Origin of the sequence: Flavobacterium sp. K5-23, from assembly GCF_023278045.1 — a bacterium.
Classification (GTDB): Bacteria; Bacteroidota; Bacteroidia; order Flavobacteriales; family Flavobacteriaceae; genus Flavobacterium.
The window spans coordinates 3442202-3456544 of record NZ_CP056783.1 but is presented as its reverse complement, the minus strand read 5'-3'; the positions used below and the strand labels follow the sequence as shown (position 1 = coordinate 3456544).

The 14343-nt window shown below is 32.7% G+C and carries 13 protein-coding genes; 4 read left to right on the top strand and 9 right to left on the bottom strand.

Going from position 1 to position 14343, the window contains the following annotated elements:
• Positions 1-13: 13 nt before the first annotated feature.
• The 7 genes from FLAK523_RS15040 to FLAK523_RS15010 all read right to left on the bottom strand — a co-directional run bounded on the left by FLAK523_RS15040 (position 14) and on the right by FLAK523_RS15010 (position 7079).
• The gene (locus FLAK523_RS15040) at positions 14-901 is read right to left on the bottom strand and encodes a DMT family transporter (RefSeq protein WP_248904980.1); all 888 of its coding nucleotides are present in this window, start codon (positions 899-901) and stop codon (positions 14-16) included.
• Between the two features lie 21 nt (positions 902-922).
• Positions 923-1504, bottom strand: coding sequence for an NUDIX domain-containing protein (locus FLAK523_RS15035; RefSeq protein WP_248904979.1), 582 nt, complete (start codon positions 1502-1504; stop codon positions 923-925).
• Between the two features lie 57 nt (positions 1505-1561).
• Positions 1562-2833, bottom strand: coding sequence for an adenylosuccinate synthase (locus FLAK523_RS15030; protein WP_248904977.1), 1272 nt, complete (start codon positions 2831-2833; stop codon positions 1562-1564).
• A 62-nt stretch (positions 2834-2895) separates the two neighbouring features.
• On the bottom strand, positions 2896-3375 hold the full coding sequence (locus FLAK523_RS15025) for a Fur family transcriptional regulator (protein ID WP_248904976.1): 480 nt from the start codon (positions 3373-3375) through the stop codon (positions 2896-2898).
• Between the two features lie 164 nt (positions 3376-3539).
• Complete coding sequence (locus tag FLAK523_RS15020) at positions 3540-5759, bottom strand: bifunctional (p)ppGpp synthetase/guanosine-3',5'-bis(diphosphate) 3'-pyrophosphohydrolase (RefSeq protein ID WP_248904974.1); 2220 nt, start codon at positions 5757-5759, stop codon at positions 3540-3542.
• A gap of 90 nt (positions 5760-5849) precedes the next feature.
• Positions 5850-6242, bottom strand: coding sequence for an acyl-CoA thioesterase (locus FLAK523_RS15015; RefSeq protein WP_248904972.1), 393 nt, complete (start codon positions 6240-6242; stop codon positions 5850-5852).
• Positions 6243-6293: 51 nt separating this feature from the next.
• Entirely contained in the window at positions 6294-7079 is a 786-nt protein-coding gene (locus FLAK523_RS15010) for an RNA methyltransferase (RefSeq protein WP_248904970.1), read from the bottom strand.
• 207 nt (positions 7080-7286) lie between these two features.
• Here FLAK523_RS15010 and FLAK523_RS15005 point away from each other — a divergent pair, with 207 nt between their 5' ends.
• Positions 7287-7889: a trimeric intracellular cation channel family protein gene (locus FLAK523_RS15005; RefSeq protein WP_248904968.1), complete on the top strand. Its 603-nt coding sequence runs from the start codon at positions 7287-7289 to the stop codon at positions 7887-7889.
• Between the two features lie 19 nt (positions 7890-7908).
• On the opposite strand, the gene FLAK523_RS15000 is transcribed toward FLAK523_RS15005, so the two are convergent.
• Positions 7909-9708 (bottom strand): gliding motility-associated C-terminal domain-containing protein, encoded by a 1800-nt coding sequence (locus FLAK523_RS15000; RefSeq protein ID WP_248904966.1) that lies wholly within the window; start codon positions 9706-9708, stop codon positions 7909-7911.
• A 115-nt stretch (positions 9709-9823) separates the two neighbouring features.
• Here FLAK523_RS15000 and FLAK523_RS14995 point away from each other — a divergent pair, with 115 nt between their 5' ends.
• The 3 genes from FLAK523_RS14995 to FLAK523_RS14985 are packed head-to-tail and all read left to right on the top strand — an operon-like array spanning position 9824 to position 13180.
• Positions 9824-10801, top strand: a complete 978-nt coding sequence (locus FLAK523_RS14995) for a GNAT family N-acetyltransferase (RefSeq protein ID WP_248904964.1) — start codon at positions 9824-9826, stop codon at positions 10799-10801.
• A complete protein-coding gene (locus FLAK523_RS14990) occupies positions 10798-11904 on the top strand; it encodes a DegT/DnrJ/EryC1/StrS aminotransferase family protein (protein ID WP_248904963.1) in 1107 nt (368 codons plus the stop codon). The genes FLAK523_RS14995 and FLAK523_RS14990 overlap by 4 nt, the downstream gene beginning before the upstream one ends.
• A gap of 7 nt (positions 11905-11911) precedes the next feature.
• Entirely contained in the window at positions 11912-13180 is a 1269-nt protein-coding gene (locus FLAK523_RS14985; RefSeq protein WP_248908105.1) for an O-antigen translocase, read from the top strand.
• On the opposite strand, the gene FLAK523_RS14980 is transcribed toward FLAK523_RS14985, so the two are convergent.
• Entirely contained in the window at positions 13177-14313 is a 1137-nt protein-coding gene (locus tag FLAK523_RS14980; RefSeq protein ID WP_248904961.1) for a glycosyltransferase, read from the bottom strand. The genes FLAK523_RS14985 and FLAK523_RS14980 overlap by 4 nt on opposite strands.
• Positions 14314-14343 lie beyond the last annotated feature (30 nt).

The following is a 14343-nucleotide window of genomic DNA, read 5'->3' as shown; positions in this document are numbered from 1 at the left end:
GGAATTGTTAGTTTTAAGATTTAGCCCGGTTGGTAATCACTAAACCTGAAACAATAATTCCCATACTTATAAATTGGGTCAAAACGATTTTTTGGTTTAAAAATAAATAAGCAATTATTCCGCTAAATACCGGGATGAGATAATATATTAAAGCGGTATTATTAGTGCCAATTAAACGAATAGATTCATTCCATAGATAATAGGAAACTAATGAAGCGAAGATGCCAACATAAGTTGTCGCAAAAAAGGTAGTGGAGTCTAAAACCACTTTGTTATAAAATAAATGTTCCCATAGATAAAAGGGGAATAGGAATAAAACGCCCAAAGTAAATACACTAAATAAAAATACTTTGGCTGGTAATTCTTCAGGTTTAAGTCTGACTAATATCGTGTAGCTGGCAAAGAAGAAACAGGCAACCAACATTAACAGATCGCCACGGGTAAAATTAATATGTAGTAATGATTGAAGCGATCCTTTGGTAATTAAAACCAGGACTCCTGTAATGATTGTTACTATACCAATCATCTTATGTACTGATATTTTTTCTTTAAATGCAATTCTGGAAATGGCTACAATAAAGATAGGAATAGAAATGGCAATTAAAGATAGATTTACAGCTGTTGTGGTTCTTCCTGCAAAGTAAATGAGTGTGTTGAAAATCGTAATCCCCAGTATTGCGGTCGCTATTAAATAGCGTATGTTTTTTTTAATTACTGCCAAATTTCGGATGGTACTTCGAATAGCAAAAGGCATCAAAACAATACAAGCAATTGTCCACCTCCAAAACGCCAATCCAACAGGCGGTATGTGTCCTTTAATTCCGCTGGCAATTACCATATTTACTGACCACAATAGAGTAGCGGTCAGGGCAAAAAGGACTCCTTTTGTTTGATTGTTCATTTGGTTTGTAATCAGAGTGATTTACAATAGCTGCTTTATTTTAGCATGTTGCAATAATACAATTGTTTTGGCATCTTGAATCTCTCCTGATTCGATCAAAGCATATGCCTCTTCGAATGGCATTTCAATTACTTCAATGTTTTCATGTTCATGAGCCACTCCGCCTCCTTCACTCACTTTCATAGATTCATCATATGCTCCTGTAAATAAATGTAAAATTTCAGTCACTGCTCCAGGGGACATATAGGTTTCCATTATTTTTTCTACCTTAGTAATGCGGTAGCCGGTTTCTTCTTCTGTTTCTCTAATGACGCATTGTTCTGGATTGTCTAAGTCTAACATTCCTGCACAAACCTCAATCATCATTCCTGATTTATTCCCGTTTAGGTAGGTAGGTAAACGAAATTGACGTGTTAAGATGACCGTCTTTTTTTGTGAATTGTACAATAAAATTGCAGATCCGTTCCCTCGATCGTACACTTCTCTTTTCTGGGTTTGCCAGCTTCCGTCCTCTTTTTTATAATCTAAGGTTACTTTACTTAGTATATACCAATTGTCCGAAAGCAGTTCGGTTTTTTGTATTTTTATTTCGGGATTGTTCATACAAAGATTGTTCTTAGGAAAAAAAAACGCTCTGAATTTTCAGAGCGTTAGTTATTTTTATTTAAGTATAGTTTGTTTTCTGTCTGGTCCTACTGAAACGATTTTAATAGGAACTTCAACTTCTTTTTCTATAAACTCGATATATTCTTTTAATTCTGATGGTAGTTCATCATAAGTGGTCATAGCTGTTAAGTCAGCTTTCCAACCTTTGAATTCCTTGTATATAGGAGTAACATTTTCTGGTTCGATGTTATAAGGGAAATGAGAAATTTTCTCTCCTTTATAACTATAATCTGTACATACTTTTAATGTTTCAAATCCTGAAAGGACATCGCCTTTCATCATCATTAATTGTGTTACACCATTAACCTGAACAGCATATTTTAAAGCTACAAGGTCTAACCATCCACAACGTCTTTGTCTTCCTGTTACAGATCCAAATTCATTACCTACTCGTGCCATTGTTGAACCATCTTCGTCAAAAAGTTCAGTAGGGAAAGGACCGCTACCTACACGTGTTACGTATGCTTTAAAGATTCCGTATACTTCTTTAATTTTATTTGGAGCAATACCTAAACCAGTACAAGCACCAGCAGCAGTAGTATTAGATGAAGTTACAAAAGGATATGTTCCAAAATCAACATCTAATAATGAACCTTGAGCACCTTCACATAATATTGATTTACCTGCTTTTTGAGCTTGGTGTAGATATTCTTCACTATCAATAAAATCTAATTTTTTTAGTTCTTCGATAGATTCAAAAAATTCTTTTTCTAATTCTTCTAAATTGTATTGAATAGCAACATCGTAAAATTTAATCATAGATTCGTGCTTGTCAGCAAGAGCTCTATATCTTTCTTTAAAATCTTCTAATTCAATGTCTCCAACACGAATACCGTTTCTTCCTGTTTTATCCATGTAAGTTGGTCCAATACCTTTTAAAGTAGAACCAATTTTAGCTTTCCCTTTTGAAGCTTCAGAAGCTGCATCTAGTAAACGATGTGTAGGTAAGATTAAATGTGCTTTTCTTGAAATGATTAATTTGCTTTTGATGTCTAAATTAAACTTCTCAAGTCCTTCAATTTCTTTTTGAAAAACAACAGGATCAATAACTACCCCATTACCGATGATATTTATAGATTTTTCATGGAAAATTCCAGATGGAATTGTTCTAAGTACATGTTTTATTCCGTCAAACTCTAAAGTATGTCCCGCATTTGGCCCACCTTGAAAACGAGCAATGATATCGTAATTTGAGGTAAGAACATCAACAATTTTTCCTTTACCTTCATCTCCCCATTGTAATCCTAGTAATAAATCTACAGTCATTCTGTTTCTTATTTTTATTAGTTGTTTATTGAGTGCTTCTGTTTTTATATTGTCAGCACTTTTTATTTTTCTGAAATTATATCTTCTTTAGGTGCTTTTTTTACTCCGTAAAAATATAATGAGTGGTTTGTTATTTCAATATCGAATATTTCTTCGATAGTTTTTTTAATCGTTTGAATCCTTGGATCACAAAACTCGATTACTTCACCAGTATCGGTCATAATGATATGATCGTGCTGTTTGTCAAAATATGATTTCTCGTAATGCGCTTGGTTTTGCCCAAATTGGTGTTTGCGAACTAAAGCACAGTCTAATAATAATTCGATTGTGTTGTATAGTGTGGCTCTACTGACACGGTAGTTTTTGTTTTTCATTTTAATATAGAGGTTTTCTATATCAAAATGCTCTTCGTTTTCATATATTTCCTGAAGTATAGCATAGCGTTCAGGGGTTTTACGATGTCCTTTATTTTCAAGATACATTGTAAAAACATTTTTTACAATTTCCTGATTTTTATTGTTATCTATTGAAATGAGTGTCATATCTGGCAAAGATAATTTTTTATTTTAATTGTTTTCAAGTTTAAGGATATATAAGCCCATAATTTTGTGAAATTTGGAACAATAATATAAACTTACTACTTTGATATTATTTCGGTAATAGGATTATAATCAGGCTTTACTTTGTGATAAACACAATTGAGTTCTTAATTTTTGTAAACTCGGGTTACTTTTTCTATTCCGTCAATTTTTTTAATGTTGTCTATTAATTTTTTCAAAATGGTGATGTTTTGTACAATAACCGTTACCTGCCCTTTAAAGATACCAGCATTTCCATTCAATGAAATGCTCTTAATATTTACATTCATATTATTTGAAATCACTTTTGTTAATTCATTTGTTAATCCTAAAGAGTCCATTCCAATAATATTAATTATAGCTTTGAATTCTTGTTCAGTAGAATCAATCCATTTGGCCTGCATAATTCGATAGGCATAATTTGATTGCATTGCGATGGCATTTGGACAATCTTTTTTATGCACTTTTATACCCTCATTAATAGTAACAAAACCAAAAACTTTATCTCCCGGTATTGGGTTACAGCAAGCAGATAATTTATAATCTAATTTATCCTGTTCGTTACCAAAAACAAGCATGTCAAAATTACTGTTCAGTATTTGCTTGTGAATGTCTTCGTCAGCAGTCTGGCCAGAACGTTTGATTTTGTTTTTGAAGAAATTGATTAAAGTATTGCTTTTTTGAGCAGCGAAATCTTTAAGCTGTTGGTTTTCAATAGAACCAATTCCAACTCTGTAAAATAAATCTAAACTGGTTTTTAGTTTAAAAAAGTTGACTAGTTCATTTACAACCGTCTCGTTTAAAGTCACTTTAAGATGTTTTAATTTACGAGTTAGAAGTTCTTTACCGTCTTCGGCAATTTTCTTGGTATTTTCGTTTAGAACATTTCTAATTTTATTCTTAGCCCTAGATGTAGTTACATAATCAAGCCAGTTTATGGTTGGTTTTTGATTTTGTGAAGTGATTATTTCTACTTGATCACCGCTTTTCAGCTCATAATTTAATGGGACTAATTTCCCGTTTACTCGAGTACCGCGTGTTCTAATACCTATTTCAGAATGTATGCTAAAAGCGAAGTCGAGTGATGTTGCGCCTTTGGGTAAGGATTTGATGTCTCCTTTAGGGGTAAAAACGTAGATTTCTTTGGAATATAAATTCATTTTGAAATCCTCAACAAAATCGACAGCACTGCTTTCTGAATTTTCAAGTGCTTCTTTTAATAAATTAAGCCATACGTCTAAGCCGCTTTCTTCAGTAGCACCTGTTTTGTATTTATAATGAGCTGCATACCCTTTTTCGGCAATTTCATTCATACGCTCACTGCGAACCTGAATTTCCACCCAGCGACCTTTAGGCCCCATAACAGTGATGTGTAATGCTTCGTAACCAGTTGATTTTGGAGAAGAAATCCAGTCTCTCAATCTACTTGGACTAGGTCTATAATGGTCTGTAACTATAGAATATATTTTCCAAGCGATAAATTTTTCTTCGTGAGGATTTGATTTGTATACAATTCGCAAGGCAAATTTGTCATAAACTTCGTCAAAGCTTACATTTTGCGCTTCCATTTTTCTTCTAATTGAATAGATTGATTTTGGACGACCTTTGATAACATAATCAATTTCTTCGGCGTCTAATGAGGCCTTTAAGACATTAGAAATATCCTTAATGTAAATATCCTGTTCTTCTTTTGTTTCTCTTATTTTGCTTACAATGTTATTGTAAACAGCAGGCTCCGTGTATTTTAGACCTAAGTCTTCAAGTTTGGATTTAATGTTGTACAAACCCAATCTATGGGCTAGGGGGGCATATATATATAAAGTTTCTGAAGCAATCTTGACTTGCTTATGATTCTCCATAGACTCCATAGTTTGCATATTGTGCAGTCTATCAGCAATTTTAATCAAAATTACTCGTACATCATCATTTAGAGTCAAAAGCATTTTTCTGAAATTTTCGGCTTGCATCGAAATATTCATGTCTTTTTGAACTAAAGCGATTTTGGTTAATCCTTCAACAAGTTGTGCCACTTTAGGATTAAACATTCGTTCGATGTCTTTAACCGTTGTAGGCGTGTCTTCAACCACGTCATGCATTAAAGCTGCAGCAATAGAAGTAGCTCCTAAACCTATTTCTGAAGCGACAATTTTTGCCACTGCAATAGGATGGAATATATAGGCTTCACCTGATTTTCGGCGTTGATCTTTATGCGCTTCTACGGCAACATCAAAAGCTTTCCGAATTATTTTTTTGTCCTCATCAGTTAAAGTTTGATAACTGATGCGTAATAATTCTTTATATTCTTGAGCAATTGCTTTGTTCTCTTTTTCTATATCAATTTCTATCATAACGGCATGGTTCAATTTCTAAAAATAAGCATTAGAAACGAGATAAACAAGTGGGTTTTATATCTAAAAAATATGAAGTAACTATATTAATTAGTTATTATCTAAAATGCGTGTTGGTTTTTTATTTTCATCCAATGCAACAAAAGTAAAGTTTCCTGAAATCGCCTTTTCTCTATGATTGCTATACATTTGTTCGATATAGATTTCCACTTTTACATCTAAGCTGGTGTTACCAATTTTTGATATTTTCCCAATAAGTTCTACAATTGTTCCAGAAGGGATAGGCTTTTTAAAATCTATTCGATCAGAAGAAACCGTAACACATCTTTTTCTTGTAAATCGCGTTGCGGCAATAAATGCAACTTCATCCATCATTAGCATAGCTGTACCTCCAAATAAGGTGTCGTAATGATTAGTTGTGCCTGGGAAAACCGTTTTGAAAATTCGTGTTTCTGCCTGTGCGATTTTTTCTTCTAGATTCATTATAGTAGGATGTGAATTAAATTTTGTTTTAAGAAATAGACCTGTTGAAAATTAAAATCCTCTTTGTCTTTTGGCCTCATAAATTAAAATGGCCGCTGCTACAGATACATTCATACTATCGATTTCACCCTGCATCGGGATAATGATATTTTGTGTGGCTGCATCTCTCCATTCCTGAGTCAGACCAGTAGCTTCAGTTCCAACAACCAGAGCAGTTGGAGTAGTGTAATCCTGAGTGTGATAGGACGTTGAATTTTGCAGGGTTGCGCAATAAAAATTGATTTTTCTTTCTTTCAGAAAGGCAATAATTTCGGCCGTTGTTCCAGTAGCTATTTGGTTTGTAAACAAGCAGCCTACGCTAGAGCGTACGATATTTGGATTATAAAGATCACTTTTTGGATTCGCAATAATTACCGCATCGAGGTTAGCAGCATCTGCGGTTCTCAGTAAAGCACCTATGTTCCCTGGTTTTTCTGGAGCTTCAGCAACTAAAATCAATGGGTTTTCGGATAATTTTAAATCAGAAAGGTGTAGTGATTTTGTTTTGGCTATAGCCAGAATTCCTTCGGTGGTATCTCTATAAGCGAGTTTTTGGAAGACATCTTTATTGATCTCTATTAGCTCAGTGTTTTTTGCAATATTTTTTGCTTCAGTCTCTGAACAGATTTCCGGATAGAATAAAACAGTTTCTATTTCATATCCGCCTTTAATGGCAATTTCAATTTCCCGCTTTCCTTCAATTATGAAAGTTCCCGTTTGTTTTCGGTTTTTAGCCTTTTCTTGTAATAATACTAGAGATTTTATAAAAGGATTTTGAACTGAAGTGATTTGTTTCAAGATATTAGAAAATTTAATAATTAAATATCAAACAAAGATACATAGAGAAAATTCAGTTTTATAAATTATAAAAGGAATATTTAAAATTATAAAACAGATTAGATATATAAATGGATTATTACTCTTTTTCACGAGTAATTTTCTCTAATTTTGCCGTATATTATGTTGTTGCAATTCTATTTCTCTCATTAAAACCAAAAAAATCAAATGTTTCATTTATTAGACATCATAGGAACGATTGCTTTTGCTTTGTCTGGTGCTTTGACTGCCATGAATAAAAAAATGGACCTTTTTGGGGTTTTCATTATTGCATTTGTAACGGCAGTGGGAGGAGGAACTTTGAGGGATATTATGATAGGGAGAACACCCGTGGGATGGATGCTTGATTTAGAATATGTTTATGCCATACTAATCGCTTTTTTTTTAGCTATTATTTTTCGAAAAAAATTCGACCGATTGCGTACTTCATTGTTTCTCTTTGATACAATTGGATTAGGTGTTTTTACTTTAATTGGTCTTGAAAAAGGGATAAATATTGGATTGCATCCTGTTATTTGTATTGCACTTGGAACAATGACAGCCTGTTTTGGAGGTGTAATTCGGGATATATTATGTACAGAGATTCCTGTAATATTCAGAAAAGAGATTTATGCTACCATTTGTATCCTTGGCGGTGCTGTGTTTTTTGCCCTGAAACGATTCAATTTAAATAATGATATTTTATATTTAATTACTTCTTTAGTGATTATTACTGTTCGTTTGATGGCTGTTAAATATAAATGGTATTTGCCAACTTTAGAAAAAAAATAGTTTTCTAGAATTAAAAGTATTACTTATTTAGATACAAAAAGCCTACTAACGGGGTTTGATAATTAGGGTCATTTAATTCGATAACATAATAATAAGTTCCGTCAGGCGAATTTTTATTGTCTAATAACAATCCTTTTGTTGCAAATCCGTCCCAATCATTAGTGTTGTTATTTCCAGTCCATATTAAAACTCCCCAACGGTTGTAGATGGTAATTTTATAATTTATGAAGATGTCTCGTATCCCCTTAGTAGTGAATTTATCATTATTTCCATCATTGTTTGGAGTGAAATAATTGTAAATAACTGGAGGGCAGTTTGACGTAATTAATTCAAATGTGTTGATCCTGTAGCAATATTTGTTATTAATTCTTATATAAATTGTTGTTTGAGAAGTAGTAGTGGTATAGTTACTTGTGTTTAATATTGGTGAAATTTCGGTATTGGCATCTTCAAGACTTTTGTAAAAACGAACTGAATCACCTTGATCGATTTTCACTAATTCATCATAATTTGAAAAGTCAAAAGAACCTTTTCCAAAGCCTAGATTACAAGAGTCTAGATTAGGAACCTTATTAGTTTTTGGTGAAAACAGGAGCGCTATTTCTTTTACAATATAAGAGTTGTTGTTTTCATTAAGTTCCGTTACAACACCATTTCTAGTGCCATCATCATCTACCGCAAATTCTAAATCAAAAACAGAAGGAACTGAATTTGGAATTATAATTTTGATTTGATTACTTTCTTTACCATCAATTGATATTGTCGATATTGTTTTAGTTGATTGTATAAACACACCGTTAGCATAAATTGCAATAGGAGTTCCTGAAGGTAATGGATTTGTACTTTTCGAATTGAAAACAGTATAATCTACAAGAATTTCCCTGGAGTCACATTCTAATTTGAATTCGTCGATATGAATTGTAGCATCGGGTAATTGACTGTTGAATTTGGTGACAATGGTATTTATCATCACGAAATCTTGGCCTGATGTTAGTTGGATTTGCGCTGATTTGTCGCCTATCTTAATGTTATTTTGGACGTTATACACATCCAGATCCATATTGTATAAAGTACTGGAACCTGTAAAGCTATTGGTTCCGTTGAAAGCATTGTCTACTGGGTTTAATGGCGGATTACTTATAGGATTGCCATTAATTCGTAATGTTTCATTTACACTTATGGAACGATCTCCTTCCCAAGCTAAAAAACCAATTTTGGCATCTTGGTTGTCAATAACATTTAAATTATCAAGTGTAATATTTATTTCATTTGGGACATATTGTAACCCATCATAGACATTAAGTTGATTTAGAGGAAGAGTATTGTTCTTATATACCAGAACAATTGCCCAGCCGCCAAAGTTTGTACCGTTAAAACAATAGCTCTTTATTGTAGTGGTTAAATCTAGGTCACTAAAAACATACAGTCCGCTTCCAGACGTTTTAAGTTGTTCCGTTACATCAGTGAATGCACTAAAGAAAGGGAGACCCGATCTGTCCTGAATCACTGAAAATGTCCTTTGAGCATTTATGTCTATGCCATTTAACTTAACATTAAAATCACCTGTTCCAGAGCCAGACCAATAGAGATAAGCATTTTCTATTTGATCAGATGATTTAAGATTTAATATAGCTGAGGAAGTTGTGAAAATTTCACACGGACCACCTGTGCCATTTTCCATTTTGTTCAGTGTATTACCAAAAAACAGAAAATCATACCGTCCATTGTACTGCCTGAATAACGAAATTTCTTGGGCAGACAATGAAAATGATGTAATAAAAATAAGACTAATAGCTAGGTAGCGTAATCTTTGTCTCATGAAATATAGGTTAAGTGTTTTAAAGATAGTAATTTATTTTAATTATTATTAAAGTTCCCATTCATTAAATTTTTATGATATAATTGATTAATTTTCCAATGTTTAAAAAATCACTTTGAAAACTTATTTAGTAAAACAATACGAAGCCAAATATTATAATGATTGGAATGCATTTATAGTCAAAACTAAAAATGCAACATTTCTATTTCATAGGGATTTTATGGAATATCATGGAGATCGATTTATGGATTTTTCGTTGCTTGTGTTTCATGAGGAAAAACTAGTGGCTCTATTGCCTGCAAATAAAGTTGACGCTACAGTATATTCACATCAAGGATTGACTTATGGTGGATTGATTTATAAAGAAAAAACAAAATTGATTTCGGTTATTGAGATTTTTAAAAACGTTTTGTTTTATTTGAATAGTAATGGAATTGACCATTTATATCTTAAGACAATTCCATCTATTTATCACAGTAAACCTGCCGAAGAAATTCAATATGCGTTATTTCTTGTAGATGCCCTTCTAGTACGTCGTGATTGCCTTGTGGTTATTGATTTATCGCAGGAAATCAATTATTCGAAAATAAGAAAAAGAGGGGTGCAGAAAGGAATTGATAATAATCTGCAAATAAAAGAAGAACATAGTTTTGAAGCCTTTTGGAACGAAATACTGATTCCGAATTTGAATAGCAAACACAATGAGAATCCTGTTCATTCTTTGGATGAAATAAATAGATTAAAGAGGTTTTTTCCAATGAATATACGTCAGTTTAATGTATATCATAACGATAAAATCGTTGCTGGAATTACTGTTTTTGAAACCACAACAGTCGCTCATTGCCAATATATTTCAATGAATCCAGAGTTCAGTAAGCTAGGTAGTTTAGACTTTCTAATCCATTTTCTAATAACCAAAAAATTTGTTTCTAAACGTTATTTTGATTTTGGAATATCGAATGTGTCTCAGGGTAAAAAACTCAATGAAGGATTGTCTTATTGGAAAGAGAGTTTCGGAGCGAGTACTATTGTACATGATTTTTATGAAGTAAAAACGGCCCATTATTCTAAACTGGATAACGTAATTATATGATACCATTTCTTGACTTAAAATTAATAAATTCCCCTTACGAAACTGCCTTTCAGGAAAAAATGAAAAGCGTATTAGAAAGTGGTTGGTACATTTTAGGAAATGAAGTAAAAGAGTTTGAAGCTAATTTTGCCAGTTATTGCGGAACTCAATATTGTATTGGTGTTGGGAATGGCCTGGATGCGTTAGTGCTAATTTTCAAAGGCTATATTCAGTTGGGGTTACTTCAAAAAGGAGACGAAGTCATAGTTTCTGCAAATACATATATCGCCAGTATTCTGGCAATTTTACAATCGGATTTAATTCCTGTTTTGGTCGAGCCAAAATTGGAAACTTTCAATATTAATACCGATTTAATTGTAACCAATATAAGTTCGAAAACCAAAGCGATTCTGGTCGTTCATTTGTATGGAAAGTTGGCAGAAATGGATTCCATAAACGAAATTGCCGAAGCACATAATTTAATAGTAATTGAAGATGCTGCCCAAGCTCATGGCGCTTTTTTTGAAACCGAAAGCCAAAAGGCGAAAGCCAAAATAGGGAATGCCCAAGCATTCAGTTTTTATCCTGGTAAAAACCTTGGTGCTCTTGGCGATGGTGGAGCAATAACCACAAACGATGAAGCCTTGGCAAAAGTCTTGTTTTCGCTTCGGAATTACGGCTCGGAAACTAAATATTATAATGATTATGTAGGTGTGAATTCGAGACTCGATGAACTGCAAGCCGCTTTTTTAAATGCAAAACTACCTAATTTAGATTTGGACAATGAAAAACGCAGAGTAATTGCAAAACGATATTTATCCGAAATTAAAAACGAGAAAATAATTCTACCTCAATGGGATTTTTCTACAAGTCATGTCTTTCATCTATTTGTTATTCGAACAGAAAAAAGAGCCGATTTACAAAATTATTTATTAGAAAATGGGATTCAATCAATGATTCATTATCCGGTTCCGCCTCATAAACAAAAAGCTTTGAAGCAATGGAATAATTTATCGTTCCCAATTACCGAAAAAATACACGATACCGTATTGAGTTTGCCAATAAGTCCTGTCTTGACTTCAGGTGAAGTTGATGTTATTATCTCCGTTTTAAACAAATACTAAATTGAGAGTGTTAAAAAACATATTACAGTCAAGCTTGTTTAAAATCACTTCTTTAAACAGTATGAGTGTTCTGTTAAAAATAGGTATCGGGCTGGTGACTTCTAAATTGTTAGCGGTATTTGTTGGTCCATCAGGTATAGCTTTAGTTGGGAATCTCAGGAATTTTATATCTTCACTGGAAGGGATTTCTACTTTGGGATTTCAAAACGGAATAGTCAAATATGTTGCTGAAAATAAAGACGACAACAATCAATTAAAAAAAATAATTTCAACGGTCTTTTTCAGTTTGTTGTTTGTTGGTTTTTTTTTAAGCGGTTTCTTGTTTTTTTTTGCGGATTATTGGTGTTTTAAAATTTTAGGTAATAACGATGAGTACTTAATTGTATTTAAAGCCTTGGCTCTAGCCTTACCCTGGTATAGTATTTCCATATTTTTGGCATCTGTACTTAATGGAAAGGGTAGATTTAAAAAAGTAATCTGGATAAATAGTATTGGTAATGTAATAGGACTGATTTTGTCACTGGTTTTGATTTTACAGTTCAGGACTTTAGGAGCATTATTGTCAATTGTAATTTCACCAGCCTTATTGTTCTTTGTGACTTTTTATTACATAAATAAGGAAATTCCTTTTTGGAACAGTGTTAGAATTCGATATTTTGATTTTCATTTTATTTTAAAAATGGCTTCTTATTCAGTAATGGTTTTGGTTTCTGCCGTTTTTGGGCCTCTGGTTTTTTTAGCTATCAGGACTAATTTAATACAATCTATTGGGATTGAACAAGCCGGTTTTTGGGAAACAATGATGCGAATATCGACTTACTATTTACTTTTTGTAAGTACTATTTTATCTGTTTATTTTTTGCCTAAATTAGTTGAGTCCAAGAATAATCTGGAAACGAAAAAGGTGTTTTGGAGTTTTTATAAAAATATAATTCCTCTTTTTGTTGTTGGGGTAACCTTGATTTATTTTGCTCGCTTTTTTATTGTTCAACTTCTTTTTACAGATGAATTTCTTCCTGTAACAACCCTGTTTTTTTGGCAGATAGTTGGTGATGTTTTAAAAGTGGCATCTTTGATTTTAGGGTTTCAATTTTTTGCTAAAAAACTGACTGTTCCATTTGTATTAACTGAATTACTATCGCTTACGACACTCTATTTTTCGAGTAAATATCTAATTACAGTTTTTGGTGTTGAAGGAGTTGTTATAGCACACGCTCTAACGTATTTTGTTTACTTAACCGTATTAGTGGTTTATTTCAGGAAAAGCTTGTTTTAGTTTTTTTTCCAAACTTCCAAATACTTATTAGCAACTATAATATAATCATGTTCCTTTTCGATAAAAGCTCTAGCTCTTTTACTAATGGCTATTATTTCTTCAGGATTTTCAATTAAATGGGATAACTCAGTCACTAAACTTTCTACTTCTGGGAGCGCATTAATACAAACTCTTTCTTTTAAATTGTAATGAGCTGTGAATTCTTGTTCTGCTCCTGTGAAAACCACCTTACCTTTTGCCATAGCCTCAAGTGCATTATATCCTTGATCATAACTAAAGGTTTGGTCTAATAAAATATGTGCTTTATTGTATAACTTAATGTAAGTGGCATAAGGAATACTTCGAGTGGTAGTTATTTCGACTTTATCACCATATTTTTCTTCAATGATTTCTAGTGCCTTTTCAAAATAATTATTTCCTTTTTTATAGTAATTGGCCTCATTAATTCCGTGAAAAATAATGATTTTGTCTTTTATTATAAGAGGACTGAATTCGTTTTTATCTATGTTAATAGGATAGGGAATCAAAGGAAGAGCTTTCGGATGATTTTGCAACGGAATGGCGTAATCTAAATCCCCAGGAATTACGGCAATGCAATTTTGATACACAAATTCGTGTAACTCTTTAAAGGGTTTCGTTGCATAGCAAAGTGTATATTGGCAATGCCCAAGTTTTGGGTTTGTTTTGCATGGTGTTAATACCGAATATTTAAATTTGTCTTCAAGCATATACTTTACGCTTGGATAATCATCTCCACAAGAGGAAAGGAATGTTTTTTTATTGTTTTTAAAAATATAATTCAACATTTTTTTTTCCAAATACAAATTAGAATGCAAAGGATATTCGTTTATCAACTGAACAATATCAAAACCAATTAGCTTTTTTCTGTTTAAAAAGAATCGAAAGGCAATTTCTAATTGGGCGAGATCAATTGTGGTCAACCTAAAAATGGCTTGCCGTATTTTATTTAATACATAATTGTCTTTGAAGGTTTTTGCATAAACAGAAATATCCAAGGGGTAGTTCTTGAAATCATTATCCCCTATGAGAATTACTTCATGGCCAAGCTGAATAAGCCCTTCTTTTAGGGTATTGTGAAACCCACTGTATTCGCCTACTAGTAAAATCCTCATGAATGTCTATATTTGTTTTCGAAATTAGGT

Coding starts and splice junctions, on each gene's coding strand:
- FLAK523_RS15040 (WP_248904980.1), bottom strand. CDS start 901: ATGAACAATCAAACAAAAGGAGTCCTTTTTGCCCTGACCGCTACTCTA.
- FLAK523_RS15035 (WP_248904979.1), bottom strand. CDS start 1,504: ATGAACAATCCCGAAATAAAAATACAAAAAACCGAACTGCTTTCGGAC.
- FLAK523_RS15030 (WP_248904977.1), bottom strand. CDS start 2,833: ATGACTGTAGATTTATTACTAGGATTACAATGGGGAGATGAAGGTAAA.
- FLAK523_RS15025 (WP_248904976.1), bottom strand. CDS start 3,375: ATGACACTCATTTCAATAGATAACAATAAAAATCAGGAAATTGTAAAA.
- FLAK523_RS15020 (WP_248904974.1), bottom strand. CDS start 5,759: ATGATAGAAATTGATATAGAAAAAGAGAACAAAGCAATTGCTCAAGAA.
- FLAK523_RS15015 (WP_248904972.1), bottom strand. CDS start 6,242: ATGAATCTAGAAGAAAAAATCGCACAGGCAGAAACACGAATTTTCAAA.
- FLAK523_RS15005 (WP_248904968.1), top strand. CDS start 7,287: ATGTTTCATTTATTAGACATCATAGGAACGATTGCTTTTGCTTTGTCT.
- FLAK523_RS15000 (WP_248904966.1), bottom strand. CDS start 9,708: ATGAGACAAAGATTACGCTACCTAGCTATTAGTCTTATTTTTATTACA.
- FLAK523_RS14990 (WP_248904963.1), top strand. CDS start 10,798: ATGATACCATTTCTTGACTTAAAATTAATAAATTCCCCTTACGAAACT.
- FLAK523_RS14980 (WP_248904961.1), bottom strand. CDS start 14,313: ATGAGGATTTTACTAGTAGGCGAATACAGTGGGTTTCACAATACCCTA.